General features: G+C 70.7%; 30 protein-coding genes. 15 read left to right on the plus strand and 15 right to left on the minus strand.

The window, feature by feature from the left end; all coding sequences use genetic code 11:
- Positions 1–5: 5 nt before the first annotated feature.
- A complete protein-coding gene (locus tag ACZ7CH_RS12100; protein WP_470373853.1) occupies positions 6–902 on the minus strand; it encodes a hypothetical protein in 897 nt (298 codons plus the stop codon).
- 60 nt (positions 903–962) lie between these two features.
- On the opposite strand from ACZ7CH_RS12100, the gene ACZ7CH_RS12105 reads away from it, so the two are divergent.
- The 3 genes from ACZ7CH_RS12105 to ACZ7CH_RS12115 are packed head-to-tail and all read left to right on the plus strand — an operon-like array spanning position 963 to position 2,249.
- The gene (locus tag ACZ7CH_RS12105; RefSeq protein WP_470373854.1) at positions 963–1,238 is read left to right on the plus strand and encodes a hypothetical protein; all 276 of its coding nucleotides are present in this window, start codon (positions 963–965) and stop codon (positions 1,236–1,238) included.
- Positions 1,198–1,437 carry a DUF6301 family protein gene (locus tag ACZ7CH_RS12110; protein WP_470374183.1) on the plus strand — a complete coding sequence of 80 codons (240 nt, stop codon included), beginning with the start codon at positions 1,198–1,200 and terminating at the stop codon, positions 1,435–1,437. Before ACZ7CH_RS12105 ends, ACZ7CH_RS12110 begins: the two co-directional genes overlap by 41 nt.
- The gene (locus ACZ7CH_RS12115) at positions 1,434–2,249 is read left to right on the plus strand and encodes a TY-Chap domain-containing protein (RefSeq protein WP_470373855.1); all 816 of its coding nucleotides are present in this window, start codon (positions 1,434–1,436) and stop codon (positions 2,247–2,249) included. Before ACZ7CH_RS12110 ends, ACZ7CH_RS12115 begins: the two co-directional genes overlap by 4 nt.
- Positions 2,250–2,561: 312 nt before the next feature.
- Here ACZ7CH_RS12115 and ACZ7CH_RS12120 read toward each other — a convergent pair whose 3' ends face one another.
- Positions 2,562–2,822 (minus strand): hypothetical protein, encoded by a 261-nt coding sequence (locus ACZ7CH_RS12120; protein ID WP_470373856.1) that lies wholly within the window; start codon positions 2,820–2,822, stop codon positions 2,562–2,564.
- A 58-nt stretch (positions 2,823–2,880) separates the two neighbouring features.
- On the opposite strand from ACZ7CH_RS12120, the gene ACZ7CH_RS12125 reads away from it, so the two are divergent.
- Positions 2,881–3,213 carry a VldE C-terminal domain-containing protein gene (locus ACZ7CH_RS12125; RefSeq protein WP_360396502.1) on the plus strand — a complete coding sequence of 111 codons (333 nt, stop codon included), beginning with the start codon at positions 2,881–2,883 and terminating at the stop codon, positions 3,211–3,213.
- Here ACZ7CH_RS12125 and ACZ7CH_RS12130 read toward each other — a convergent pair.
- Both ACZ7CH_RS12130 and ACZ7CH_RS12135 read right to left on the minus strand, forming a co-directional pair.
- The gene (locus ACZ7CH_RS12130; protein ID WP_470373857.1) at positions 3,203–4,069 is read right to left on the minus strand and encodes an alpha/beta hydrolase; all 867 of its coding nucleotides are present in this window, start codon (positions 4,067–4,069) and stop codon (positions 3,203–3,205) included. The two genes, ACZ7CH_RS12125 and ACZ7CH_RS12130, sit on opposite strands and share 11 nt — an antisense overlap.
- Positions 4,066–5,292 (minus strand): metal-dependent hydrolase family protein, encoded by a 1,227-nt coding sequence (locus ACZ7CH_RS12135; protein WP_360396506.1) that lies wholly within the window; start codon positions 5,290–5,292, stop codon positions 4,066–4,068. The genes ACZ7CH_RS12130 and ACZ7CH_RS12135 overlap by 4 nt, the downstream gene beginning before the upstream one ends.
- Positions 5,293–5,344: 52 nt before the next feature.
- Between ACZ7CH_RS12135 and ACZ7CH_RS12140 the strand changes: the two genes are divergently transcribed.
- The 3 genes from ACZ7CH_RS12140 (at position 5,345) to ACZ7CH_RS12150 (ending at position 7,594) form a co-directional block, all read left to right on the plus strand.
- Positions 5,345–5,920 carry a TetR/AcrR family transcriptional regulator gene (locus ACZ7CH_RS12140; RefSeq protein ID WP_470373858.1) on the plus strand — a complete coding sequence of 192 codons (576 nt, stop codon included), beginning with the start codon at positions 5,345–5,347 and terminating at the stop codon, positions 5,918–5,920.
- A gap of 340 nt (positions 5,921–6,260) precedes the next feature.
- Complete coding sequence (locus tag ACZ7CH_RS12145; RefSeq protein WP_360396509.1) at positions 6,261–6,899, plus strand: AAA family ATPase; 639 nt, start codon at positions 6,261–6,263, stop codon at positions 6,897–6,899.
- A gap of 8 nt (positions 6,900–6,907) precedes the next feature.
- Complete coding sequence (locus ACZ7CH_RS12150) at positions 6,908–7,594, plus strand: aminoglycoside phosphotransferase (RefSeq protein WP_470373859.1); 687 nt, start codon at positions 6,908–6,910, stop codon at positions 7,592–7,594.
- Here ACZ7CH_RS12150 and ACZ7CH_RS12155 read toward each other — a convergent pair whose 3' ends face one another.
- The 3 genes from ACZ7CH_RS12155 to ACZ7CH_RS12165 form a co-directional block, all read right to left on the minus strand.
- Entirely contained in the window at positions 7,595–7,828 is a 234-nt protein-coding gene (locus ACZ7CH_RS12155; RefSeq protein ID WP_360396513.1) for a hypothetical protein, read from the minus strand.
- Between the two features lie 201 nt (positions 7,829–8,029).
- The gene (locus tag ACZ7CH_RS12160) at positions 8,030–8,716 is read right to left on the minus strand and encodes a DUF5984 family protein (protein WP_470373860.1); all 687 of its coding nucleotides are present in this window, start codon (positions 8,714–8,716) and stop codon (positions 8,030–8,032) included.
- A gap of 70 nt (positions 8,717–8,786) precedes the next feature.
- Positions 8,787–9,098 (minus strand): hypothetical protein, encoded by a 312-nt coding sequence (locus ACZ7CH_RS12165; protein ID WP_360396516.1) that lies wholly within the window; start codon positions 9,096–9,098, stop codon positions 8,787–8,789.
- Between the two features lie 64 nt (positions 9,099–9,162).
- Here ACZ7CH_RS12165 and ACZ7CH_RS12170 point away from each other — a divergent pair, with 64 nt between their 5' ends.
- The gene (locus ACZ7CH_RS12170) at positions 9,163–9,942 is read left to right on the plus strand and encodes a DNA-formamidopyrimidine glycosylase family protein (RefSeq protein WP_470373861.1); all 780 of its coding nucleotides are present in this window, start codon (positions 9,163–9,165) and stop codon (positions 9,940–9,942) included.
- 69 nt (positions 9,943–10,011) lie between these two features.
- Here the strand turns inward: ACZ7CH_RS12170 and ACZ7CH_RS12175 are convergent, their stop codons facing one another.
- Positions 10,012–10,539, minus strand: a complete 528-nt coding sequence (locus ACZ7CH_RS12175; protein WP_470373862.1) for a hypothetical protein — start codon at positions 10,537–10,539, stop codon at positions 10,012–10,014.
- Positions 10,540–10,639: 100 nt separating this feature from the next.
- Here ACZ7CH_RS12175 and ACZ7CH_RS12180 point away from each other — a divergent pair, with 100 nt between their 5' ends.
- Positions 10,640–10,933: a hypothetical protein gene (locus tag ACZ7CH_RS12180; RefSeq protein WP_360396520.1), complete on the plus strand. Its 294-nt coding sequence runs from the start codon at positions 10,640–10,642 to the stop codon at positions 10,931–10,933.
- An 81-nt stretch (positions 10,934–11,014) separates the two neighbouring features.
- On the opposite strand, the gene ACZ7CH_RS12185 is transcribed toward ACZ7CH_RS12180, so the two are convergent.
- Entirely contained in the window at positions 11,015–11,278 is a 264-nt protein-coding gene (locus tag ACZ7CH_RS12185; protein ID WP_360396522.1) for a GlsB/YeaQ/YmgE family stress response membrane protein, read from the minus strand.
- Positions 11,279–11,515: 237 nt separating this feature from the next.
- Here ACZ7CH_RS12185 and ACZ7CH_RS12190 point away from each other — a divergent pair, with 237 nt between their 5' ends.
- Positions 11,516–12,691, plus strand: a complete 1,176-nt coding sequence (locus ACZ7CH_RS12190; RefSeq protein WP_360396524.1) for a SpoIIE family protein phosphatase — start codon at positions 11,516–11,518, stop codon at positions 12,689–12,691.
- Positions 12,688–13,029 (plus strand): STAS domain-containing protein, encoded by a 342-nt coding sequence (locus tag ACZ7CH_RS12195; protein WP_360396525.1) that lies wholly within the window; start codon positions 12,688–12,690, stop codon positions 13,027–13,029. Before ACZ7CH_RS12190 ends, ACZ7CH_RS12195 begins: the two co-directional genes overlap by 4 nt.
- A 6-nt stretch (positions 13,030–13,035) precedes the next feature.
- Here ACZ7CH_RS12195 and ACZ7CH_RS12200 read toward each other — a convergent pair whose 3' ends face one another.
- On the minus strand, positions 13,036–13,185 hold the full coding sequence (locus ACZ7CH_RS12200) for a hypothetical protein (RefSeq protein WP_360396527.1): 150 nt from the start codon (positions 13,183–13,185) through the stop codon (positions 13,036–13,038).
- A gap of 112 nt (positions 13,186–13,297) precedes the next feature.
- The gene (locus tag ACZ7CH_RS12205; RefSeq protein WP_470373863.1) at positions 13,298–14,335 is read right to left on the minus strand and encodes a fatty acid desaturase family protein; all 1,038 of its coding nucleotides are present in this window, start codon (positions 14,333–14,335) and stop codon (positions 13,298–13,300) included.
- 283 nt (positions 14,336–14,618) lie between these two features.
- Between ACZ7CH_RS12205 and ACZ7CH_RS12210 the strand changes: the two genes are divergently transcribed.
- Positions 14,619–15,428: a MerR family transcriptional regulator gene (locus ACZ7CH_RS12210; RefSeq protein ID WP_470373864.1), complete on the plus strand. Its 810-nt coding sequence runs from the start codon at positions 14,619–14,621 to the stop codon at positions 15,426–15,428.
- Positions 15,429–15,463: 35 nt separating this feature from the next.
- On the opposite strand, the gene ACZ7CH_RS12215 is transcribed toward ACZ7CH_RS12210, so the two are convergent.
- Positions 15,464–16,645, minus strand: a complete 1,182-nt coding sequence (locus tag ACZ7CH_RS12215) for an FAD-dependent monooxygenase (RefSeq protein WP_470373865.1) — start codon at positions 16,643–16,645, stop codon at positions 15,464–15,466.
- Positions 16,646–16,762: 117 nt separating this feature from the next.
- Between ACZ7CH_RS12215 and ACZ7CH_RS12220 the strand changes: the two genes are divergently transcribed.
- The 3 genes from ACZ7CH_RS12220 (at position 16,763) to ACZ7CH_RS12230 (ending at position 19,964) form a co-directional block, all read left to right on the plus strand.
- Complete coding sequence (locus ACZ7CH_RS12220) at positions 16,763–17,683, plus strand: LysR family transcriptional regulator (protein WP_360396881.1); 921 nt, start codon at positions 16,763–16,765, stop codon at positions 17,681–17,683.
- Positions 17,684–17,890: 207 nt separating this feature from the next.
- Complete coding sequence (locus ACZ7CH_RS12225) at positions 17,891–18,979, plus strand: TolB family protein (RefSeq protein ID WP_470371908.1); 1,089 nt, start codon at positions 17,891–17,893, stop codon at positions 18,977–18,979.
- 97 nt (positions 18,980–19,076) lie between these two features.
- Entirely contained in the window at positions 19,077–19,964 is an 888-nt protein-coding gene (locus ACZ7CH_RS12230) for an oxidoreductase (protein WP_360396537.1), read from the plus strand.
- 75 nt (positions 19,965–20,039) lie between these two features.
- Here ACZ7CH_RS12230 and ACZ7CH_RS12235 read toward each other — a convergent pair whose 3' ends face one another.
- The 3 genes from ACZ7CH_RS12235 to ACZ7CH_RS12245 all read right to left on the minus strand — a co-directional run bounded on the left by ACZ7CH_RS12235 (position 20,040) and on the right by ACZ7CH_RS12245 (position 24,789).
- Positions 20,040–20,447 carry a hypothetical protein gene (locus tag ACZ7CH_RS12235; RefSeq protein WP_360396539.1) on the minus strand — a complete coding sequence of 136 codons (408 nt, stop codon included), beginning with the start codon at positions 20,445–20,447 and terminating at the stop codon, positions 20,040–20,042.
- 112 nt (positions 20,448–20,559) lie between these two features.
- Entirely contained in the window at positions 20,560–21,807 is a 1,248-nt protein-coding gene (locus tag ACZ7CH_RS12240; RefSeq protein ID WP_470373866.1) for an MFS transporter, read from the minus strand.
- 159 nt (positions 21,808–21,966) lie between these two features.
- A complete protein-coding gene (locus ACZ7CH_RS12245; protein ID WP_470373867.1) occupies positions 21,967–24,789 on the minus strand; it encodes an ATP-binding protein in 2,823 nt (940 codons plus the stop codon).
- Positions 24,790–24,891 lie beyond the last annotated feature (102 nt).

Below are 24,891 nucleotides of genomic sequence, written 5' to 3' on the forward strand. Positions count from 1 at the left end.
TTTGATCACGAGTAGTCGATGTCCAGTTCCGCGAAGCCCCTGGAACGGAGAAGCGCCTTGTCGTCCTTCTTGAACGGGTTGCCGCAGTCGACGAACGTGACGCTCGCCAGGGTCGGGCAGTCCAGCAGCGCCTCGACGTTCACGATCCGCTTCGAGTTCAGGACGGTCAGCTGGACCAGGTTCGGCAGCGCCGGGAACACCGTGCAGTCGATCTCGGCACGGACACCGTTGAGGCGCAACGACTCCAGCGTGCTGATCTCGGCGAGCCGGCCCACCGGGAAATCGCGTCCGGTGCCGCCGATCTCCAGCGCGCGCAGCGGGGCCACGAGGTGGTCGACGACGTCGGTGTTCTTCAGGTGCACCAGCTCCAGGTGCCGCAGCGACGGCAGCGCCGCGAGCTGACGCAGCACAGCGGGGTCACCGGACACGTTGGTGCGGAGGAACTCGAGTGGCGGCAACGGGTCGACCACCTGGGGCAGCCGCGGCGTGGTGTAGGAGCTGACCCACATCAGCGCGCGCAGCGCCGGCAGGGCGGTGTCGGCGGCGAGGGGGACCGGAGGGGCTTGGCCGTCGGCGTTGCCGATCACCAGTGACGTCAGCGTGGGGGACGTCAGGTGCGTCACGAGCGGCGCGGGCAGCGTCAGCGACTCCAGGTTCACCAGGTCCGGCAGGTAGGCGGGCAGCACCGCCTTGCGCAGCTGGGCCTCCGTCGGGCACAGGGCCAGGCTGTGCACCCGTGCCATGTTCTCGGGCCGTGGCCGGCCCCGCCACGGAATCCGGACGGCGCCGTCCTCGGTGTAGTGATCGCACTCGTCGGCGTTGCCGACGCAGAGGCCTCCGTCGCCGCGGAGCGGGCCGAGGTACCGCTCGCGGCTCGCGCTGAAGGGGTCGACAGCTGTCATGGCGGGCATCATCCACCGTGAGGTCGTCGCGTCCGATGAGGACCGTGCGAAGATCGGAAGGTGAGCTGGAAGGCGATGACGCCCGTCGAGGCGTGCGACCTCATGGACTTCTGGGAGGCCGCACCCTGGCCGCTCACGCGTGACCAGGTGCAGGAGTGGTTCGGGTGGACGATCGAGGTCGACGGCGGCGTCCCCTACCTCATGAACACGGTCTCCGGGTTCACCACCCCGGACGTGTCGACCCATCGGCTCCAGGGGCGACCTGTCCTACCTCCAGCTCGACGTCGCGGACACGATCCGCGAGGTCACCCCCGCGTCGAGGCGGTTCCTCGGTGACGCCTACGCCCTGATGGTGCGCGAGGGGGAAACCCGCTGGGGCGCACCGGCGATGTGCGACTTCAAAGGCACGTCGTCCGCCACCTGGACCACCCCGTCCGGCGGGAGCATGTCGTTCAGGCTCGACCTGAGGGGGCTGCGCGCGATGTCCGAGACGCCGCAGGGCGTCGCGCTCGACCGGAGGGCCGGACACCGGTGAACGACCGCCTTCCCGCACCCGGACGGTTCGTCCGGTACCGCGACGTCGCCTACCGGCTGCTGCACTCGCCCGACAAGTGGTGGATCGCGTCGGACCACGCCGTCGACGAGTCGTTCACCAGGACGGGCCGCCGCTACTTCGTGAAGCACCTCGGGCCGGACGACGTGCTGGACTGCTACGACCTCGCCCGTCCCGGCACCTACCGCGGCCTGGCCGTCGAGGTCCTCACGACCACACCTCAGGCGTACGTGGTGACCACGCTCGACCAGCGGGCGGGCGCCGAGGGCTTCGCGAGGGCCGACCACCGCGGGCCGCTGGAGAAGCTCGTCGCGTTCGACGACCCGGAGCTGCGGTTCACCACCGAGCTCACGCCGGTTCGGGCGCCGTGGCAGATCGCGCACGCCTGGGATCTGTTCGCCGAACGGCTCACCGACGCGCTGCGCGACGTGACGGACCGCGTGTTCCTCGTCATCCACGCGGCGGACGACCCGAAGCGGTACGTGCAGTTCGCGGCCGGGCCCGACCGCCTCGACGCGGAGGCGCCGGGCGCGGACGTCGTCGAGGACGCCCTCGAGTTCCTGCTGCGCAGGTCCGGGTGGGTCGAGCCCGGGGTCGCACAGCCCAACTGGACGTCGTCGCTGCGGCGGCCCGCGCTCACGGCCGAGTTCGCGCAGCTGGCGCGGCGGTGCGTGGTGGCGCTGAACAAGTCTTACGGGATCACGAGTCCGGACGACCTCCGGTACCGCGCGTGGCACGAGCCGGTGGGTGCGCAGACCGCCGCGGTGAAGCTGCCCGGGCTCGGGCTCGACTGATCACCGAGCGGCATTCCCCGGTGTGACCCGCCTGCCCGCGACATCCGGTGAGGACTGCAGGAAGTGATCATCCGTTCTGGCGCTACCGGGGCAGGCGAGGCTGGAACGTTCCAATCGGGCAGCAATCCATCACGGAAGAGCGAGGCTGCCAACTGCACGGCTCACTTTCAGTAGCAAGGCGTTCACCAGGGGGAGTGTGAGGATCAACACTCGTCTGTGACGTTCCCGTGTTCATTTCGTAATGTGGCCGCCCGTGTGAGCATGCCCTGTCCCCGACGCAAGGTGTTCCCGAATGCCGGGCCGACATAGAACTCAGCCGACACCCAGCAAGAAGCTGCCCATCGCGGTCGCCGCCACCCTCACCGCAGGCCTGGTCGTGACCTTCTGGACGGTCCGCGGTTCCGACCAGCCGGTCGACCCGACCGGAGCGGCCGCCCAGTTGGGCGCCCCGGCGACCTCCGCCGGCCAGAGCTCGACGTCCCCGACGACGTCGACCACCGCGCCGACGTCCTCGGAAGCTCCGACCACCACCACGGTGCCCCCGGTGACCACGACGGTCCCGTTGACCACCACACCGCCACCTCCGCCGCCTCCACCACCCCCGCCGCCCTGCCCGACCACGTTGAACGGCGTGAAGCCGCACGTGGCGCAGGTGGGCCACCACGTCGGGGGCAAGTTCGGCGTCGACAACATCGGTGGCGCCGTCGGCCGCGGTGGCTCCGGCGACCACCCCACCGGCCTGGCGCTGGACTTCATGGTCGACAACGCGACCGGCAACGCCCTGGCCGAGTACGTGCTGGCCAACCGGAAGGCGTTCGGCGTCACCTACGTGATCTGGCGGCAGCGCTACAACGACGGCAGCGGCTGGTCGATGATGGAGGACCGGGGCAGCCCCACGGCCAACCACATGGACCACGTGCACGTGTCGTTCCAGCCGAACGCGGTCGTCAAGGTCACCTGCTGAGCTCACCGGCTCGGCAGGTCCTGAGGTAGCTGAGGAACGACGACTGCAGGCCGGTCACGTGCGTTTCGCGCAGCACCTCGCTGGTCACGGCCGCGCCGCGGGCGGTGAGGTGGTGCAGGACGGTGGCCGCGTTCTTCGTGAGGTTCTGGTAGATCGGCACGGTGCCGAGGATCTCGCGGTCGTTGAACGTCAGGTGCAGCTCGGCCGTGGGCAGGTCTTCGCCCAGTTCCCGAATGCGGGCGAAGATCCGGCTGTCCTCACCGGCGACGCCGGGGCTGCCGGCCCCGATGCTCTGGAAGAGCGTGGTGCCGGTCAGCCAGGCGTAGAGGCTGAAGAGTCCGCCGTAGGAGTAGCCGAAGAGGCCGTGACCGCTCGTGGCCGTGCCGTAGTCGCGTTCGACGCGCGGGTGCAGTTCGTCGGTGATGAAGCCGAGGAACGCATCACCTCTCGTGTCGCGCAGCTCGTCGACGTAGGCGTCGGCCTGCTCGCGGGTCATCGCACCCGCCTGGACCCCCATCTCCACGGCGTCGAGGAACTCCCGGGCGACGGGCTCGCCGGGCGGCACGAGGTCCCTGTTGCGCAGCCGCGCCCAGTGCTGCGCGTCCTCGCCCGCGTAGCCGATGCTGACCTGGATGTACGGCTTGATCGGCTGCATGGGGTCCTGCTGCGTGACGATGAGCGGCGCCGTCAGGCCCACCGCCCAGTTGCCGTCGAGCACGTACACGACGGGCAGCTGCGCCGTGGCGGGGTCGTGGTTCGGCGGCGTGGTGACCCACACGCCGTAGTCGTGGCCACTGCTGGAACGCAGCTCGAAGTAGTCGGTGTCGGCGAGGCAGCCGTTCCACATGGTGCTCATCGGAGATCCTTCACAACACGTCCATTGTGGACGACGAGTACGGCGTTGGCGGGGTCGGCGAAGACGGCCGGGTCTTCGAGCGGGTTTCCGTTCCACAGCACGAGGTCCGCCTGCTTGCCGGGGGCGATGACGCCGACGTCGGGCAGGCCGATGATCTCGGCGTTGGTCTTCGTGGCCGCCACGAGGGCGTCCATCGGTGTCTCGAACTGTGCGCGCAGGCTGAGCTCCTCGCCGCGGCGGTCCTGGTCCGGGCCGATGAGGTCGGACCCCAGCCCGACCCGCACCCCGGCCTCCTTGGCGACGGCGAGCGCCCTGGCCATCCGTTCCCGCGCTCCCGCCACGCGCTCGCGGACCGCTTCGCCCAGGCCGGCGGCGGTGGGGTCGTGCAGCAGCCGTTCGACGACGGTGAACGTGGGCACGAGCGCAACCCCGTGGGCGGCCATCAGCTCCGCCGTCTGTTGGTCGAGATCCGTGCCGTGCTCGACGCAGCGCGCTCCTGCCTCGACCGCGTTGCGGATGCCGTCGTTGTTGTGGGCGTGCACGGTCACGTAGGTGCCGCGTGCCGCGGCTTCCTGCACCGCGACGGCGATCTCCTCGACGGTGAACTGGGTGTCGGTGAGCCGGTCGTTGCCGCCCACGACCCCGCCGGTCACGCAGAGCTTGAGGAACGACGCCCCGTGCCGGAACGCCTCACGCACGTTGCGCCGCAGCTCGTCGGCGTTGCCGGCCATCATGGACAGCGCGCACAAGCCGGGCACGTGGTGGCTGCTCCACAGCTCGGTGGGCTCCCACTCAGCGCCGTAGTAGCCGTGCCCGCCGGTCTGACACTGCACCGGCCCGCACGACAGCACACGCGGCCCCCTGACCTTGCCCTTCGCGATCGCGGCGACAACCCCGCCGTCGATCCCGCCGGTGTCGCGGACGGTCGTGAAGCCGGCGTCGAGCGCCTTGCCGGCCGCGGCGAAGATGTCCGCGGCGATCTCGGCGGCGCTGATCTGGAACGAGAACTGCGGCTGGATCGGGCTCGACAGCCCCAGGTGGACGTGCGCGTCGATGAGGCCGGGCGTCATCGTGAGCCCGTCGCCGTCGATCCGGTCGCCGTCGATCCGGTCTCCGTCGGCGGCGCCGATGATCCGGCCGTTCTCGACGGTGACGGCGCCCTGGGTCGGATCGCGGCCTGATCCGTCCACGACCGTGGCGCCCATCAGCTGGAAACGTCCCATCCGCCCTCTTTTCCACTGGATAAATCTCTTTTCCAATGGATAAACTAGCGGCGTGGTCCTGTCAAGCACCGGCGATGCCCGCGAGCGCCTCCTGGCGCGCCTCCTCGACGTGTTCGACGACGGTCTTCCGCCACCGGAGACGTCGCTGCGCGAGATCGCGGCCCGGACCGAGACCAGTCATGCGTTGCTGCGGTACCACTTCGGGTCGCTCACGGGTGTGCTGGCGGCGGTGCTCGGGGCGCAGCGGGCCCGTGACAACGAGGCGTTGTTCCGGGACGCGGCGCAGGGGACGTTCGACGACCTCGTGCGGGCCATCTGGCGGACGTACATGTGTCCGGAGCAGCTGTCGCGTGCGCGCGGGTTCTTCCACGTCGTGGGGCTGGCGGCGTACCGGCCGGATGAGTACGGCGAGTTCATCTCGTCGCTGGGGGACCTCACCGGGGCGTTGGCGTCGTTGGCGGAGCGGGAGGGGGCCGGTGCTGCGGAGGCGTTGACCAGGGCCACCGTTGTCGTCGCTGCGATTCGGGGGTTGTTGCTGCAGGAGGTTTTGACGCCGGGGGTGTGTTCGGAGGAGGCGGTGGCGTTGATCCTGGGGATGGGTGGGGAGCGATCCGGTTCGGAGGCCTGAACTCGGGTCAGCGTCGGCTCGCGTCAAGCGCTGCTTGTAGCTCGATCGAAGTAAATCTGCGCGATGTCCGCATTGGAGGACCTACAGGCAATACGCATGTACCGGCGGCGGCGTGCAGATGGTGCAATTCATCGAATGCGGGCCGAGCTGCAGCCCGGCGTGTCGGCCTGCGGGCAACTGCACGCCTACGGGAGCCTGCGCACCGGACTACCACTGATCGGAGGAACCCGATTTCATGCTCGCCCGTCGCGCCTACATCCCCGAGGAACTCCTGCCCACGGGCTCTCGGCGGGCATGGCCGCTCGACGTACCATGCGTCGCCCAGTTGGCTGAGGAGGGCATGTCCTTCGAGAAGCCGGTGACCTTCCTCGTCGGCGAGAACGGCTCCGGCAAGTCCACCCTCGTCGAGGCGTTCGCCGAAGCCTGGGGCTTGGACGCGCGCGGCGGGCGAGCCGGGCGCAAGTACGGCAACGACCGCCCGAAGACCGAGCTCGGCGAGATGGTGCGCTTCGAGACCACCGCGGCCGGCGTCCGGCACCGTTCCGGGACCCGCACGAAGCGCAAGGGCTACTTCCTGCGCGCGGAGACCGCCTTCGGGTTCATGGAGGCGGTCTCCGGCATGCGTGGCTACTGGGACGAGGACACCAGCGAGATGAGCCACGGCGAAGGGTTCCTCACCGTGTTCTCCGCGATGTTCCGCGAGCCGGGCTTCTACCTGATGGACGAGCCCGAAGCCGCCCTGTCGTTCCAGTCCTGTCTGCGACTGGTGTCGCTGATGCACCAGCTCGGCAAGTCCGGCGCGCAGATCATCTGCGCCACCCACTCACCGATCCTGGCATCCACGCCGGACGCTGACATCATCGAAGTCGGCGACCACGGGTTCCACCGCACCAAGTGGGAAGACCTCGCTCTGGTCGACCACTGGCGCCGGTACATGACCACGCCGGAGGCATATCTGCGGCACGTCACCGAGAGCTGACGCGGTCGATGGACACCGGCCTGAGCGAGGCGGACGCCCGATACCGGGAGTGGATGCTCGACAACCTCCAGCGTGCCGCGGACCACCTCGGGCTCATCGTCGTCGGCGAGCCCCGGCGTGGGTGGGTCGACCGCTCAGTCGGAGCACCCGCCCGCCGAGATGAGCAGACGTACTGGCTGCGTGTGGTGTCCGAGGACGCGCGGTGGGCCGGTGGTGCGTTCTGGACGGGGAACGTCGACTCGAACGTGTTGACCGGTCTGGCGAAGCCACGTGTCCTCGACGTGTACGAGTGGGAAGAGGTGCGGCGTCAGCGCGCTGAGGTGTTGACGCTTCTTCCTGGTTCTCCGTGCTCTCGTACTGACGCGTTGCGCGACTGCGTCGACCTGCCCGACGCGTGGTGGGCAGAGCTCCGGCGAACGATCGACGTGGTCGCGGCAACGCCGACGGACCGGGTCGGCGTCGGCCAAGACCTCGTCACCACGAGGATTCGGCACCGGTTCGGCGACGGCATCTCCACGGAGGTCTCGGCGTGGGAGACGGTGCATGGCGACTTGCACTGGAGCAACCTGATGCAGCCCGAGTTCGGGCTGCTGGACCGGGAGATGTGGGGGAGAGGACCCGCGGGGGTCGACGCGGCGACGCTGCTCCAGGCGCGGCGATCAGTGTTCTTGGCGTCCGCGACGAGATGGTCCTGATCACCCAGGTCGGTCGACTGGGAACAGCTGGAGGTGCCACTGCTCGTCGGCCCCTTCCCGGAACTTGATCCCGAGGTGGAACCGTCTCCAGGGCAGCGGGATCTCCCAGCGTTCCGTTCGGCCGAGCTCCACTTCGGTCACGTACACGTGTGGTGTGTTCCAGTCGAACTGCAGCTCGGCCGTTGCGGTCCAGCCATCCACGTCGCCCGGCGGGCGGCTGTCGAGCACCTCCACGACGACCTGGACCTCACCGTGTTCACGCCCGGCGAGCAGGTGCACCTGCCCATCGCCGCGATCGTCGATGAAGTTCTCGATCTCCTCGGCTCGACCGGTTCAGGGCAGCTCTTCGGCCTCGAAGAGGAAGCATCCGTGGGCCACCCACACGCTTCCTTCGAAGCGGGACATCACGTTCACCGCGCCCTTCCCGAACACCGGCTACTCCGTCGAAAAGATGCGCGCGACACCTTCGCGAACCGCCGCCCAGTCCGTGCCGGGTGTCCGCCGCAGGGCAGCGGCCATCGCTCCCGAACGCTGCTGGTGTTCCCGGCGGAGCTGCTCCAGGTCGAGCTGGACGTCCGCGGCCACCTCACCGGCCTCGACCTCCGCGATGCGCCGCTCCATCGCGACCATCAGCTCCCGATCGAACGTCTCCACCGCCTGCAGGAACGACTCGGTGGGCACGCTCACCCGTCCCCGCCTCGGCACGGTGCAGTCGACCCCGCTGTCGACGGGATGTCTCCAGTCGACGGTGATCGTGTCCTGGTCGGCCACCGATCGCCACCAGAGGATGCTGGGCCCGGCACGCAGGTAGCTGGTGTTCATGAAGTGGCCGCTGTACCAGTCGACAGCCGCTTCCTCGTCCGCCCCGGGCCAGGCGTCGCCGGTCAGGTGCCCGACGAGGTCCGCGGGCACCGGTTCCAGTGCGGAGGGCAGTACTTCCTGGATGTCCTCCCACAGCCGGACGACGTAGTAGTCGACCGGCGAGGACCGGTGGTGGAACAGCTTGTGCCCGTCCACCTCGATCCAGTAACGGCCGTCGGTCAACGCGAACCAGTGCAGGCGGCGCTCACCCCACGGCTCCACATCGGACAGTGGCGTGAGCTGGAAGTGGAAGCGGATCACCTCGGCAGTGTGCCCACCGCGTGGCCCCGGTGTCGAACGACTTCACCGCGGACCGGAGGGCCGGCTGTGCTCAGGCGTCGCGGCGTTCCAGTTCCTCCAGGCCGTCCTGCCAGCGCTGCTCGCGTTGCAGGGCGGTCTGCTCCCACCACGGGGTGCCGCGCTCGCCGAGGGCTACCTTGGCGAGCTGGACCCGTGCGCGGGCGTCGTGCTCCGCCTCGGGGTCGTCGGTGCGGTGGGCGGCGCTGATGTCACGGCGGGCCTTCATGAGCAGGCTGCGCAGGCGGGCCGCGGGCTCGGGTGGGATGTCGGGGTCGGTGGCCCGCCAGCGCCGCCCGTTGATGATGACGAAGTGCCCGTCTGGCGTGTGCTCCGGCTCGGCCATCGCACCAGGATCGCACCGTTCGGCCTGCCGGGCGTGTTCAGCGGGGGTGGGTGATGATGGAGTGGTGGCAGAAGGCGACAGTGTGGCGCGGATCGCGGCACGGCTCGACACCGCCACGGCCGGGATGTTGATCGTCCACAGTGATGTCCGGCATCCCCGTTTCGCCACCGTCGACCTGGCCGGGCAACGCATTCTCGACTGGCGTGCGCGGGGCAAGCACCTGTTGTGCCGCACCGACGGTGGGCTGACCGTCCACTCGCACCTGCGGATGACCGGCTCCTGGTCGGTGCTGCGGCCGGGCAAACGGCTGCCCGCGCGGGTGATGCCCGATCTGCGGATCGCGTTGCGCCTCGACGACGGCCGCACGCTCGTGGGAGTCGCGCTGCCGGTTCTGACCGTGCTGAGGACGTCCGACGAGCACGCGGTGGTGGGGCACCTGGGTCCGGATTTGCTGGGCACCGACAGCCTCTCCGCCGGTGCGGAGCGGGTCGCGGCGGCCGGGGGAGCGGCGATCGTCGCGGCGCTGCTCGACCAGCGCCGGGTGGCGGGGCTGGGCAACATGTGGGCGCAGGAGCTGCTGTTCCTGCACGGCGTCGATCCGTGGCGGGCGGCCGATTCGGTGGACGGCCTGGAGGTGTTGCTCACCGATGCCCGGCGGCGGTTGCGGCATGCGGTGCGCGAGAACCCCACGCAGAACACGACCGGTAGGCCGCGGCCCCGGCATTGGGTCTACGGCAGGGCTCGCCGTCCGTGCCTGCGTTGCGGCACACCAGTCGCGTTCCGCCCGGCCGAGCTCACCGACCATGGGCGGGAAACGTGGTGGTGTCCCGTCTGCCAGGTGTGACGGGCACGTCCCGCCGGCTGGTCGGTGACCCGGAAGCCTTGGCACACCTGGTGGACCGGCTCACGAACGTCACCGGGTGCCGCGGGGGAGTGGGCCGACGTCGGCGTGGCGGCCTGGGCGCAACGAGGCGTGGCGCTGTCCGGGGCCTGGGCCGGAACGGGCGGCCAGCGCGTCGGCGACGACACCGGTGACGAAGGCGTAGACGGCCTTGTGCAGCAGGTCGACCGCCAGTTCGCCGCGGGGCCAGGTGGGCGGGGGAGCGCCGACACCCGTTGCGTTCTCGAGGATCTGGTCGTTGGTCAGCCGGACGACCGTGAACTTCGCCGAGGACCACGGTCCGCGCAGGCCAGCGTGTGCCATGACCGAGCGCAGGACGCCCAGCAGCACGCCCTGGCCGAAGTGCATCGCCAGGTTGACCGGCACCGGCTGCCTGCCGCCGGGTCGTTCCCGCATGCCCGTGAGGCGTTGCAGGACCCGCGCCGGCACGTGGGAGTCCGGGCGGCCGGTCAGGCGCTGTTCCACCTTCTCGCCCACCGTCATCACCAGCACTCCGGCGGTGCCCGCGACCAGGCCCTCCCACAACGCGCGTTTCATCATGCCGCGTCGAGTACCCGGCGAGGGGCGACCTATCCGCGGCAGGTTGAAGGCGGCGGCGCCGGGTATGCGGTTCGCAGGACGACGTCGAGGGAGGCTGCTGATGACCGCCATGCCCGCGGTGGCCGCGTCGAGCAACTGGCGCGACGAGGACGGCACCCGGTTGCCGTCGGGTGACGTGCACGCCTGGTGGCCGGGGCAGAACCAGACGCTGTGCGGTGTGCCGTTGCACCGCGCGCGGCTCGACCGGTTCTCGCACGTGCTGTGGGCCGACGCGGTGTGGATCAACGACACCGGCGGGGAAGGCACTCCCGCGATGGCGATGTGCCCGCGCTGCACGGCGGCGACACGACCGAAGCGGACCAGGCGCGCCGACCGCACGAGGGCCCGCCCCTGACTCAGGTGGCAGCACTTGGCGGGCACGGCGAACGGCCCCGGTCACCGCGTGGGTGGCCGGGGCCGTTCGAGGTTGCGGCTATCAGCGCACGCTGCTGCGGCTGCGGCCCGAGATGGCCTCCGCGACACCGATGAGCAGCACCGAGGCGATCACCGCGACGATGAAGCCCAGCACGTTGAGCTCGAAGATGTCGCCGGTGCCGAGCAGGTTCGCGATGGTGCCGCCGATGACGGAGCCGACCAGGCCCAGCAGCAGCGTCGCCACGATTCCGAGGTTCTGCTTGCCGGGCTTGATCAGTCGGGCGAGCGCGCCGATGATCAGTCCGGCGACGATGAACCCGATCACGTCAGCCTCCTGAAGTCGATTCTGTTGCCCACCTCGGCTACCCCGGCGCCGCGCCGCCCAATCACAAACGACGATCACGTCACTGTCGCACGGCACGCCCGCGAGCAGGCCCGCGCGCCGCCGGTGCAAGTGGCAGGATCGTCGGGTGAACGTCGTCAGCGGGTGCAACGTGGTCGTGACCGGCAGCGGGCTGGTGGTGCCCGCCGCGGCGATCGCGGCTCACGTCGGAGGCCGGTGATGACCGAGTACGAGGACAGCCTCGAAGACCTCTACGACAACGCACCGTGCGGGTACGTGTCCACGTTGCCCGACGGCACCATCGTGAAGATCAACGCGACGCTGCTGCGGTGGCTCGGCCGTGAGCGGGACGCGGTGGTGGGGCGCGTCAGCTTCAGCGACCTGCTCACCGTCGGTGGCCGGATCTACTACGAGACGCACTTCGCGCCGTTGTTGCAGCTGCGGGGCGAGCTCGGTGGTGTCGCGCTGGAGCTGAGGGCGGCCGGGGGCACGCGGCTGCCCGTGCTGCTGACCTCGACCGTCAAGTCCGACGCCGGCGGCAGGGCGCGGTTCATCCGGACCACGGTGTTCGACGCGCGGGACCGGCGCGCGTACGAGGAGGAGCTGCTCAGGGGCCGCGACCTCGCCGAACGTGAACGCGACCGGGTGCAGCGGCTCGCGCGGACCCTGCAGCAGACCCTGCTGCCCCCGGCCCTGCCGGTGGTGCCCGGTGTGCAGGCCGCCGCCTACTACCACCCCGCGTCGCTGGACCAGGTCGGCGGCGACTTCTACGACCTGTTCCCGTTGCCCGGCGACACGTGGGGGTTCTTCCTCGGCGACGTGTCCGGCAAGGGCGAGGACGCGGCCGTGGTGACGTCGCTGATCCGGTACACGCTGCGCGGGGCGGCGGTCTACGACCCGGACCCCGTGAGCGTGCTCGACCACCTCAACACCGTGCTCTACCAGGCTTCCCAGGGCATGTACCCGCGGTTCTGCACGGTCGTGTGCGGCAGCATCCGCCGCGACGGCGACGCTGCGGTGATGACGGTGGCCGGTGGCGGGCACACGCCGGCCGTGGTGTTCCGGGCGGACGGGACGTCGTCGTTGCTGCACCTGCGCGGCGGACAGCTGGTCGGCGCGCTGCCCGAGGCCCGTTTCGTGGTCGCGGAGCTCCGCCTGGAGCCGGGTGACGCCATCCTGCTCTACACCGACGGCCTCACCGAGGCGCGGACCGGCGCTGACAGCTGGTACAGCGAGGAGGACCTGCTGGACGACCTCGCCGGCCTGGCACCGGCGACCGCGCCGGACGTGATCGCCGCGGTGAACCGGCTGCTGGACGCCCTGGGCGACGGTGTCGAGGACGACACGGCCCTGTTGGCGTTGAGCGTTCCCGCACGGGAGGGTGGTCGCGCGTGAACGACTTCTCGGTGACCGTCCGCACGGTGGCGGCCGGTGTGGTCCTCACCATCCGGGGCGACCTCGACGCGCACACCTCGCCCGGTGTTCTCGCCCGCACGGGTGAGCTCTCCCTGTCCCGCGGGCAGCTGCTCGTCGTGGACCTGTCCGGGCTGCGCTTCTGCGACTCCAGCGGCATCTCGGCGTTCATCGCCGCCAGGAACCTCGCCGTCGGCGCTCAGGCCGACGTCGTCCTGGTCGCTGTGCCGCGACAGGTCCTCCGGGTGCTCGACGTCGTCGGTCTGGGCGCGCTGTTCACGGTGCGCTCCAGCGTGGAGGACGCGCTCTCGGGCCGTTGAGCTGCTTCAGTGCTCCGACGGGACGCGCTGTGCGGGCACCGGTTCCTGGAACAGGTTCGTCCAGGACGGCCGGTCGGACTCGGCCGGGCCGGGCTGGGTGTGGGTCTCGTGGTTTTCGGGATGGCTGAACAGGTCGTTCGCCGAAGGCAGGGTCACGTGGTTCTTTCCGTTTGATGACAGAGGTCTTGACAGGAGAAGTCCTGGGCGCGGAACGCGGCCACCTCTCTGCCAACCGTACACCCTCCGCCGCCGATCCGGTCTTCGTTCGTCAGGCCGTGTTGCGCAGAGGTGCGCCCGCGTCGTGCAGGTGCCGGAGCACCTCGGCGTAGGAGCGGCGCAGCGTGGTCTGGCTGTACGGGATTCCGTGGCGTCCGCAGAAGTCCTCGACGACGGGTTGCGCGTGGCGCAGGTTGGGGCGGGGCATGTGCGGGTAGAGGTGGTGCTCGACCTGGTGGTTGAGCCCGCCGAGCAGCGCGTCGACCCACCGGCCACCGGTGACGTTGCGGGAGGTGAGCACCTGCTTGTGCAGGTGGTCGAGGCGTTGTTCGCCGGTGATGATCGGCATCCCCTTGTGGTTGGGCGCGAACGAGCACCCGAGGTACACGCCCATCAGGCCCTGGTGCACGGCGATGAACACGACCCCCTTCAACGGTGAGAGGACGGCGAAGACCGCCAGCAGGTACGCCGCCAGCGGCACGATCTGGAGCGCGGCCTCGCGCCACGGGTTGCGCAGCTCGTTGCGGCACAGGGCGACGATGCCGGAGATCCGCAGCACGACCGCTTCGGCGAGCAGCAGCGGGAAGAACAGGAAGGCCTGCCGTTTGGTGATCCAGGCGTTCAGGCCGCGTTTGTCCTTGGCCTGGGCGCGGCTGAAGGCGAGGGCGTGGATCTCGATGTCGGGGTCGTGGTCCTCGTGGTTGGGGTTGGCGTGGTGGCGGTTGTGCTTCGCGACCCACCACTGGTAGCTGATGCCGGTGAGGCTGCCGTGCAGGTGCCCCACGACGTCGTTGTGCCGGTGGCTGCGGAAGATCTGCCGGTGTCCCGCGTCGTGCCCGATGAACGCGAGCTGCGTGGACGCCGCGGCCAGGGCGACAGCCGTGAGCACCTGCCACCACGAGTCGCCCAGCAGCACGAAGGCCACGGCGATCCCGCCGAGCAGGACCGCGTTCACCGCCATCCGCACCAGGTAGTAGCCGCGCCGCCGGTCCAGCAACCCGGCTGCCCTGAGTTCCTTGGTGAGGCGGGCGAAGTCGCTGCCGCGCGGGCGGTCGGCCGGTTCGGTCAGTACGTCGGGCGCTGACGACATTCGTCTACTCCGGACGGTGCGGGTTCAGGTGCTCCCGCGGCGTTCGCCTGGGAGGGCGCGCGGGTGGGCCGCTGGAAGCTCGACTGGCGCAGATCAGGAGAAGAACGCCCCCGTGCGTCACCTCGTCCGCACGGTCATCGCCAGATACCCCTTTCGCGGTGGTTCAACCCGAATCGGAGGAAGTCGCGTTCCCAGGGGTGAACGACGGGACCGGCGTGTTGCACCTGCCGCAGCGGCATGTGATGTCCTTCGGGTCACCACAGCTGGAAAGGTTCCGCCTGCGATGCACTTCACGCCTCCCCGCCAGGTGAAGATCGGTGACGCCGCCGCGTTCGCCGGGACGACCCCGCGCGCGATCCGCCACTATCACCAGATCGGTCTGCTCCCCGAGCCCGAGCGGGGTGCGGACGACCGCCGCCGCTACGGCTACGACGACATGATCCGGCTGCTGTGGATCCGCAGGATGGCCGAGGCCGGCATCGCGCTCGACGACGTGCGGGCCGCGTTCGACGGGACCTGGGACGTCGCGGAGAACCTGGGGCGCCTGGAGGAGACCCTGGCCGCGCAGGAGGCGGAGATCCGCCGCCAGCGCGAGGCGGTTCAGCGGCTGCGGGTCGTGGGCAGCCCGCTGGGGTTGTTGTCGGACCTGGTGACGGACCGGCTCCGCCACCTGCCCGCCGGTGCGGTGCGCCCCTCCGACCTGGAGGCCCTGCTGGTCACCGAACGGATCTTCGGCCCGCTGGCCGCCGCGGTGCAGGCCAGCACGGTCATCGTGCTGGCCACCCGCCCCGACCTGCGGGAGGAGGACGACCGCCTGGAGGCGGCCGAGGCCGCACTCGACGACGGCGTCGATCCCGGAGACCCGCGGGTCGAGGAGCTCGCCCGGCAGCGGTTCGCCTATTACGAGGCCGTGGAACGGGCCGTCGAAGCGGCCGGGCTGGACGTCGCCGAGGAGGAGCTCTTCGCCCTCGACCTGGGCGAGCAGGAAACGCAGATGAGCGCCGGCGAAGCGCTCACCAAGATGCCGTACGACTTCTCAGCCGCCCGGATGCGCTGCATCGAGCGCACGGCACAGCTCCTCGCGGACAGCTGACTCCTGCGGAAGGGCTGACGGCCGTTGCGCACGGATCAGAGGTGGCGCAACGACTGCTTCACCACGTGCGCACCTGCGAGGCAGGCGGCCGCACCCGGCTGCTCCCGGTGGCCAGGGGGCGTGATCATCCAGTGGCTGAACGCGGTGTGGTGCCGCGCGAACTCCTGTGGTGTGGCGGAGTGCTCGACGGCGGCGGACAGTTCCGCGACGCGGGCGTACCGCGGGATGCGGTCGGCCTGGTAGGCCGCCAGGGCGGAGGGCACGTCGTCGGCCGCGCCGACCAGTTCGCCGAGCAGCGCGGCGTCCTCGACGCCCAGCGTCGCACCGGCTGTGATGTGCGGTGACATCGCGTGGGCCGCGTCACCGGCCAGGGCGACCCGTGCCGAGACCCAGTGCGGCAACGGCGGTACGAGCACGACCTGGTTGTGCAGGACCAGCTCCTCGGGTGTCGCGCGGATCAGCCGCGTCAGCACCCCGTCGCGGCCGTCCTCCAGGTGGCGGGCCCGTTCCAGCGCCTGGTGCCTCGGGGTGCCGGTGAGCGGTGGCGACTGGAACTGGTTCACCAGCCAGTACACGCTGCCGTCGTGGGTGCGGACGTATCCGCCCCTGCACCCGTTGGTGCCCAGGACGAGCCGGTTCTCCGCGACCGCGACGCCGCCGGCCGGGACGACCGCGCGCCAGGCGTGGTGGCCGCGGTGTTCCTGCGCGGGGGTGCCCGGCACCAGCTGCGCGCGGACCGCCGAGTACGCCCCGTCCGCTCCGACGAGCACCTCGGCTTCCTCCGTGCTGCCGTCGGTCAACCGGACGGTGACGCCTCCGCTGTGTTCCTCGAACGCGCTGAACCCGGCGCCGAGGCGGATGTTCTCGCGTCCCACTGCGTCGGCGAGCAGGCCGGTCAGCTTCGCGCGGTGCACGAGCAGGTACCGGTGGTCTTCGGCATCGAACCCCGGGGTGTCGAGCAGCCTCCCCGAGGGGTCGTGGAAGCGCATCTCGCTGGGCTTGCCGATGGCCCGCACGTGCTCGCCGATGCCGAGCCCGTCGAACACCGCCAGTGCGTTGGCCCAGAGCCCCAGTCCGGCACCGGCGGCGCGGATCTCCGGTGCCCGCTCGCAGACCACCACGTCGACCCCGGCCCGGCGCAGGGCGACGCCCGTCGTCAACCCGACGATCCCGGCGCCGATCACCACAGCCCGCAGCACGGGCGCTTTCCCGGTCATGTTGTTGCCCTCCAACGGTTTCTCTCCCGTTCTTCGACCGTAGGAGCGACCGGGGGTTAACACCAGTGCAACTCTGGCAAGCAACCATTTCGAATGTGATAATCGGCTGTGCGCGACATCGACCTGAAACTGATCGAGGCGCTGGACGCGCTGCTCGCCGAGAACAGCGTGACCAAGGCCGCCGCCCGGCTGCACACCTCGGCGCCGGCGATGAGCCGCACCCTGGCCCGCCTGCGCCGCGTCTTCGACGACCCGCTGCTCGTCCGGGCCGGACGTGACCTCGTGCCGACACCACGGGCAGTGGAGCTGCGCGGTGAGGTGCACGCGATCGCCTCCAGGGCACGGGCGCTGTTCGCCCCGTCCGCCACGGCCGACCCGCGGAGCGCGGTGCGCACGTTCGACCTGCAGGTCACCGACATGCTGTCCACGACGTTCATCCCGTCGCTCATCGACGACCTGCGGGACCAGGCCCCCGGCATCTCGCTGCGGCTGCGGCCGGAGAACCTGGAGGACACCCCGGCGCTGCGGGAAGGCCTGGTCGACCTGGAGATCGGCAGCATCCGGCCCGGCGACGCGGAGGTCCACTCCGAAGCGCTCGTCACCGAGGCGCTGATCGGCGTCGTGCGACCGGGTCACCCCCTCGCCGAGGTGGAAGTGGTGACACCGCAACGGTTCGCCGCCGCCGACCACGTCGTCGTGTCGCGGCGCGGCCGGGCACGCGGCCCGGTCGACGAGGAGCTGACCGAGCGGGGGCTGAGCCGCCGCGTGGTGGCCGTGGTGCCGACGTTCGCGAGCGCGTTGTTCCTCGCCTCGGAGACCGACGTCGTCTGCATCGCGCCCGCCCGGCTGGCCCGCCGGATGCTCGACAAGCTCGGGCTCCGCACGTTCGCGATCCCGGTGGACCTGCCGCCCGTGACGGTCGGCATGGCCTGGCACCCGCGCAACCACCACGACCGCACCCACCAGCTGCTGCGCGACCGCACCCGGCACATCATGGCCGCTGCGGGACCGGGCGATCCTCCCGGACGTTCCTCGTAGTTTTTCCAGTCGCCAGGAATAGCGGCAGTTGCGGTGATCATTGGGGAAATCGACTGTGGGAAAATCCCACTCTCTCCACTCGAAAGAGTGAGATTGAATCCGTTGTGGAGTGTGATTCACATTCCTATAGTCGAGAACGGCCGGTCTTTCGCGTTCTAGCCTGGAAGGTCTCCCCTCGTGAAAGCAACTGTGGCTTTTCTCGTTTCCGTGAGCATGCTGGGTTTCTCCTGCGCCGCTCTCGCTGAAGGTTCCGCGGTCGATTTCGGAAAGGGCGCGCGATTCGAGTCGGAGTGGAAGATCCGCCCGGCCCTGGACCCCGACTACGAGGTGGTTCAGCTCACCAGGGACAAAGAGCTCGACAACAAGATGTACCTCGACGTGGACCCCTACGTCCCGTCGCTCAACTCCGTCCTCTTCATGTCGGAACGCGACGGCGACGAGAACCTCTACCTCATGTCGCTCGACAACGGGAGGTTCGTGCAGGTCACGGACTCCGACGACATCGACGGCGACCACGCCAACGTCTCGCCGCAGACCGAGGAGGCCTTCTACCTCGACGACCGGACGCTGACCAGCGTCAGCCTGCGCGCCCCGTACCGCGAGAAGAAGATCCGCACCTTCTCGAGCAGGTACGACTTCAAGGGAATCCCCTCGCTCACGTCGGACGGCAAGACGGTCGCCGCGTCGCTGTACGACGAAGAGGAGAAAACCTCCTCGCTCGTCCTGGTCGACGTGAGATCGGGGGAGCTGCAAACGGTCAAGAAGATCGACGGGGAGGTCGACCACGTGTTGATCAACCCGGTGCACGGGGACACGCTGCTGTTCCACCTGCGCTACGACTCCCAGATCGGTCTGGTGGACATCGGCACGAAGAAGAAGACGATGCTGACCGATTCGAATGACCACGGTGCGCACCCGTTCTGGGCGTCCAACGGCCGGGACGCCGCCTTCGCACAGCGGAAGCAGGGCGAAACGCCGGACCAGGTGGTGACCTACAACATCCGCAAGCAGGAGTTCTTCAGCTACGACACCCGGGAGAGCAGCAACCACTACGCCATGAACCCCGCGCGGACGATCATCCAGGGCGACGGCCACAAGGACTCGACGGCCTACATCTACTTCTATTACATCAAAGCCGGCACGAACAAGGTCGACACCGTGAAGATGTTCAAGCACGGGAGCTCCTCGAACGAGGAGTCGGTGCACCCGCACGCCGCGTTCATCAACGACACGGACCTGATCTTCAACAGCGACGCGGACGGCAACGGCAACGTGTACCTGCTGAGGGAGAAGTAGGACGCTGGGCCGTGGAGGGGTGCGGTGCCGGATTCCCGGCGCCGCACCCCCGCGCTCGCACCGGTGCTCGACCCAGCCGGTGCCTAGACTGGCGATCATGACGAAGCAGCGGTGGGCCGTCGCAGACCTCCCCGACCAGACCGGGCGCACCGTCGTGGTGACCGGCGCGGCCAGCGGGGTGGGGCGCGGCACGGCCACCGCCTTCGCGGCGGCGGGGGCGCGCACCGTGCTCGCCGTGCGGGACGTCGCCGCGGGGGAGCGGGCGGCGGCGGCCATGCGCGGCACGACCGAGGTGCGTCAGCTGGACCTGGCCGACCTGGCGTCGGTGCGGGCGTTCGCGCAGGGGTGGCAGGGCGGGATCGACGTCCTCGTCAACAACGCCGGGGTGGCGATGACCCCGCAAGGCCGCACGGCGGACGGGTTCGAGCTGCAGTTCGGCACCAACCACCTCGGGCACTTCGCGTTGACGAACCTGCTGCTGCCCTCGATCACCGACCGCGTCGTCACGGTGGCGTCCGGCGCGCACAGGGCGGGGGTGCTCGACCTGGACGACCTCGACCTCGCCCGGTCCGGCTACAACCCGGTGAAGGCCTACGGCCGGTCGAAGCTCGCGAACCTGCTGTTCACGCTGGAGCTGGACCGGCGGTGCCGGGAGGCGGGGTCGGCCGTCAGGGCGTTGGCCGCTCACCCCGGTTACACGGCGAGCAACCTGGGGACGAAGGGCCGCAACCGGCACCTCGTCAAGGTCGTGCACCTGGCCGGGCGGTACCTCGCGCAGAGCGAGGAGCAGGGGGCGCTGCCGTCGTTGTACGCGGCGACTCAGGACCTGCCGGGCGCCAGCTACGTGGGTCCCGACGGGAGGTTCGAGCTGCACGGCCACCCCGCGCTGGTCGGGCGGTCGGCGGCGGCCAGCGACCCGGTGCTGGCGCGGCGGTTGTGGGAGGCGTCGGAGCGGCTCACCGGCGTGACGTTCCCGCGGTGCTGAGATGAGGGAGGTCCGGCCCGCACCTCGGAGGTGCGGGCCGGACCTCCCCCGAGCGTCGCCCTGTGCCCGACGGGCTCAGTCCTCCACGCAGCCCTGCCTGGTGCAGACCACGCCACCGCGGTAGGTGTCGCCTTCCCACAGGGCCACGTAGACGTTGGTGAGTCCACCCGGGTAGTCGCAGTTGAGCCCGACGTTGAACCCCCTGTTCTCGCCGGGTTGTGCCGTTCGCGTCTCGAGAGGTGTCACGCAGTTCGCGGACGTACCGCGGAACCGGCCCTGCTTCTCGGAGGAGCGAGCCCTCAGCTCACCCGGGATGGAGACGCTGCGGTTGTACCACGTGATGGAACCGGAGAGGACGCTCGCGCCGTACTCGATCCGGAAGGGCGTGACCGGGTAGTCGCTCGTGCCGGCGACGCCGATCCCGGGAGCCGCGGCGGCCATCAGGGTGACCGCGCTCAACGTCGCGATGATTGTCTTGCGCATTGTCGTGATCCTTCGTCCGTTCAGCTGGAGCGCGGATTTCCGCACGTTGAACGAACGTAATGAGGCGTTCTACACGGCACCTACACGTGACACCGGGGCACGGCCCTCGCCGTCAACGGCTGGGTTCTTCCTCGTCACGGTCGGCGCCGAAAGTGCGCACACCGCGCACGGCGAACGGCAGCGCTGTGGTCACGACGAGCGCGCTGATGCTCACCCAGATCGCCGCCGCGATGCCCGCGACCGCCGCGAACGGCGCGGTGAGTGCCAGCCCGACCGGTTCGAGCCCCAGCTGACCCAGGTAGTCCAACGACACCACCCGCGCCAGCACGGTGTCCGGCACCCGCCGTTGCAGGGCGCTGACCCACAGCACCGCGAACAGCGATCCGCCGGCCCCGTAGACCGCCATCAGCAGCGCGAGCACCGGTACCGGGAACCCAGCAGCCAACCCGACGAGCACCGGACCGGCACCCAGCATCGCCAGCAGGGCGACGGTTCCGGGTTCCTTCGGCTTCCACCGCCCGGCCATCAGCGCGCCGCCCACGGCTCCGGCCGCCTGCAGGGACAGCAGCCAGCCGTAGGACCCCAGCTCCCCGCGGGAACGCAGCACGATCGGGGCGAGCACCGCCAGCGGCGCGTGCACGAGCAGGACCTGCACCGCGCCCTGGAGGATGACCGCACCCACCCACGGCTGCCGCCCGACCGCCCGAACCCCCTCCAGCGCCTCCGAGACGGGCGACCGGCCGGACTCGGCCCGGCGCGGCGCGGCGCCGGTCGTCCGCAGGCCGATCAGAGCGACCACCGAGATGAGGAAGGTGGCGGCGTCCACCGCGAACACGACCGACGGGCCGAGGGCGGTGAACAGCGCCGCGCCCACCGGGGGCCCGATGATCAGCGCCACCCGGTTGGTCACGCCGTTGAGCCCGTTCGCCGCCTGCAGGTCGTCGTCGGGCACCAGCGAGGGGAGCAGGGCTCGCGCCGCCGGTTCGAACATGGCGCCGCCGACCCCGAGCACGAACGTGATCACCATCAGCGTCGGGACCGCCGCACCGGAGCCGACGGTGGCCAGCACCAACACGGCCACGAGCCGGACGACGTCGGCGAGCGTCATCAGCAGCACCCGGTCGCCCCGGTCGCCCAGCATCCCGCCGACCACCACGAACAGGATCAGCCCTGCGCTCTGCGCACCGAGCACCCAGCCCAGCGCGCTGGCCGGCCGGTCACCGCTCAGGACCAGCAACGTCAAAGCGACCGGTGTGAGCCCGTTTCCCAGTGCGCTGAACACCTGCCCGGTCCACAACCGCCGAAATCGCCGATGCCGGAGCGGGTGAAAAGCCTTCGGCAACCGCATGCGCGGGATCATGCCACCGCCGAATGGTCGTCCTCCGGCACCGAACCGATCGAGAGTTCCTGACGTCCGATGAAATTGATGCACGTGCGGATGTCGTTCGGGGAGCCGTGCCCTGCGCAACCGCGACCACGTGCGGTGGCTGGTCGACGGCCGGCTCGGGTGACGTCGTGCTCAGCCGAGCCGGACGTCGTGCCGGGAACGGGCGTTGAGCTTGCGGCGGACCTTGACGACGTACTCCTCGACCGTGCGGCGGGAGAGGAACAGGGCCTGGGCGATCTCCCGGTTGGTGTGGCCGCCCGCCAGGAGGCGGGCCACGTCCTGCTCGCGCGGGGAGAGGTCGTCGCCGTAGCCGCGTCGCCCCCGGTGGGACGGGGTGGTCGCGCCGGTGCTGCGGATGCGGTGGCGGCAGCGCGCGGCGTCGACCGTCGCCCCCAGCGACTCGTAGGACCGGGCGAGGGCGTCGAGCACGCCGGCCGGGGGAGTGTCGCCCTCGGCCTGCTCGGCGAGCTGGGTGACCCGGTAGGGCAGACCCAGCTCCCGGTGCAGGTCGATCGCCTCGCGGTAGAGGCGGTCTGCCTCGGCGCGGTCCCCGGTCGCGGAGGCGAGTCGCGCTTGGCACGCGGTCAGCGCCGCCTGGGCCAGTGGAGCGTCGGCACCTCGCAGGCCGGCGGTGGTCTCCGCGACGAGCAGCCGCGCGGTGTCGACGCGGCCGAGGGCCAGCAGGCAGTCCACGGCCTGGGGCAGGACGTCGCCCGACCACACCCACGCGTCCTTGTTCCGCAGCATCTCCACCCCGCGGTCGACGTGCGCCTCCGCCGCGGCGGCCTGGCCCCGGCTGAGCAGCATCCCCGCCATGCCGCCCGCCGCCGAGATGCCCACCGGGAAGACCGGGGCGCCTGAGTGCGAACCCGCCGCCAGGAAGGCCTCCTCGGCCCGCACCCACTCACCCCTGGCCGTCGCCAGCCAGCCGCGCGTGAGGTTCAGGTCGGTGGCGAGCAGCAGGTTCGCATAGGTGCCGAGCAGGCGGTCGATCCGCTGTCCCAGCCCCGACCACCGCCCGCTGAGCCAGTCGAGCCGGGACTCGGTGGCCTCGGCGGTGCCGACGACGTAGGAGGCACCGGCCCGCTCGGCCAGGTCGAACCCGTGGCGCAGGAACTCCCGTGCCCGCGAGTAGTACCCGATCCACGAGCACGCGTCCGCCACGTTGCAGTGCGCCCTGGCCAACTGGTGAACCTCTTCGGGATCGTGCACCTCCGCCGGGGAGGGCAGCTGGGCGATGCGCTCCCAGGTGCTCGGGTCACCGGCGATGAGCCGCCCGCCGAGCGTGGTGGCCAGGACGGCGATGCGCAGGGCCGGGGTGGGCAGGTGGTCGACGACCCCCTCCACCCGGCTGAGCGAGGCGCGGTGCTCGGTGATGGACCCCGTCCCCAGGTACGGGCCCGCCGCGGCCGCCATGCCGCGCACGGTGCGTTCCGGTTGCCCGCCGAGCAGGTCGAGGGCGCGGGCGATCTCCTCGGCACCCCGGTCCACCTTCCCGGTCTCGCGCTGCAGCAGCAGTCCGAACCACAGGTGCACCTCGCCCCGGACGTCCGGGTCCAGCCGGTGGTCCGACAGCAGGGCCTCGACCCGCGCGGTCACCACTCCGCCGGGCAGTCCGGTCAGGGCGTAGCCGCACATCCTGGTGGCCAGCCGGTTGGCGTCCCGCGCGCTGGTCCCCGGGTCGGCCAGCACCTCCGAGAGCAGGCCGACCGCGGTGGGCACGTCCTCGACCTCCTCGGCGGCGAGGTCGCCGAAGCGCAGCCACTCGTCCCTCATGCCCGCCGCCTTGGCGTGCACGGCCAGGCGGACAGCCGGCGCGTTGTCCAGTGCGGAGAGCACCGCCACCGCGCGTTCGTGCAGCTCCCGCCTGCGAGGACCGGGCAGCGAAGCGCACACCGCGCGCCGGGCGGTGTTGCACCGGAAGCCGAACCTGTTCGCGGTTCCCTCCACCAACACCCCGGACTCCACCAGCGCGACGAGGTGCTCCGTCGCCGTCTCGCCCGCCACCGCGCAGAGGACGTCCGCGGTCTCCGGCACGCCCAGCACCGCGGCGGCCTCGGCCAGCGATCGGGCGGCGCCGGACAGGGCGCCCAGCCGCTCCCGAACCGCATCCGCCACGAGGACCGGCACGTCGAGTCCGGCCACGACCTCCTGCGCGAGATCGCCTTCCGCGCGCACATCGCGCACCGGGTCGCGCAGCGCGCGAACCGTTTCCTCCACCACGAACGGAATTCCGGCCGTCTCGCGCAGGACGGCCTCGGCGAACGCCGCCGAGGTGATCTCGGCCCCCACGAGCGCATCGGCCATGGTCCGCACGTCCACCGCGTCGAAGGGGCGCAGGACCAGGTCGAGCCCGTGCGGGACGTGCACGACCTGGCCGAGCGGAGCCGCGGTGGGCAGGTCCTCGCGGCGGTAGGTGACCACCACCGACAGGTCCGGCGGCGGGGTGCCCAGCACGAACCGCAGCACCCGGCGGGTCTCCTCGTCCGCCCAGTGCAGGTCCTCCAGCACGAGGACGGTCGGCCCCAGGCAGCGGAGCAGCTCCCGCACCGCGCGGAAGACCCGGTGCCGCTCAGCCGCGGGATCGGGCAGGGGACGCGGCGCGGGCGGCAGCAGGTCGGCGAGCTCGGGCAGGTGGTCGCGCAGCGCGCCGGTGACGGGACCGGGATCGGCCAGCCGGTCACCGCACCGGCTGAGGCAGTCCAGGAGCACCCCGTACGGGAACGGCTCCGGCAGCGGCTGGCACGCACCCACGACCACCCGCGCGTCCCCGTCCCAGACCGCGGCGAACTCGGCCACCAGCCGCGTCTTGCCCACCCCGGCCTGGCCCTCCACGAAGACCGCGGCCGGCGCGTGCCGCACGGCGTCGAGCAGGGCGGCCAGCTCCGCGTCCCGGCCGACCAGCGGTACCGACCCGGACCGGACGGAGAGCGGGCGCACCCCACCACGTCCCATGCCTGCTCGCTCCTGTCGACGGCCCACCCGCAGCGGAACTCCCGCCAGGCTAGGTCGGTCGAGCGGGCACGGTAAACCCCGCGAAATAGAACGCCGTCGACC

Source organism: Lentzea sp. NPDC037011 (genome assembly GCF_055607425.1).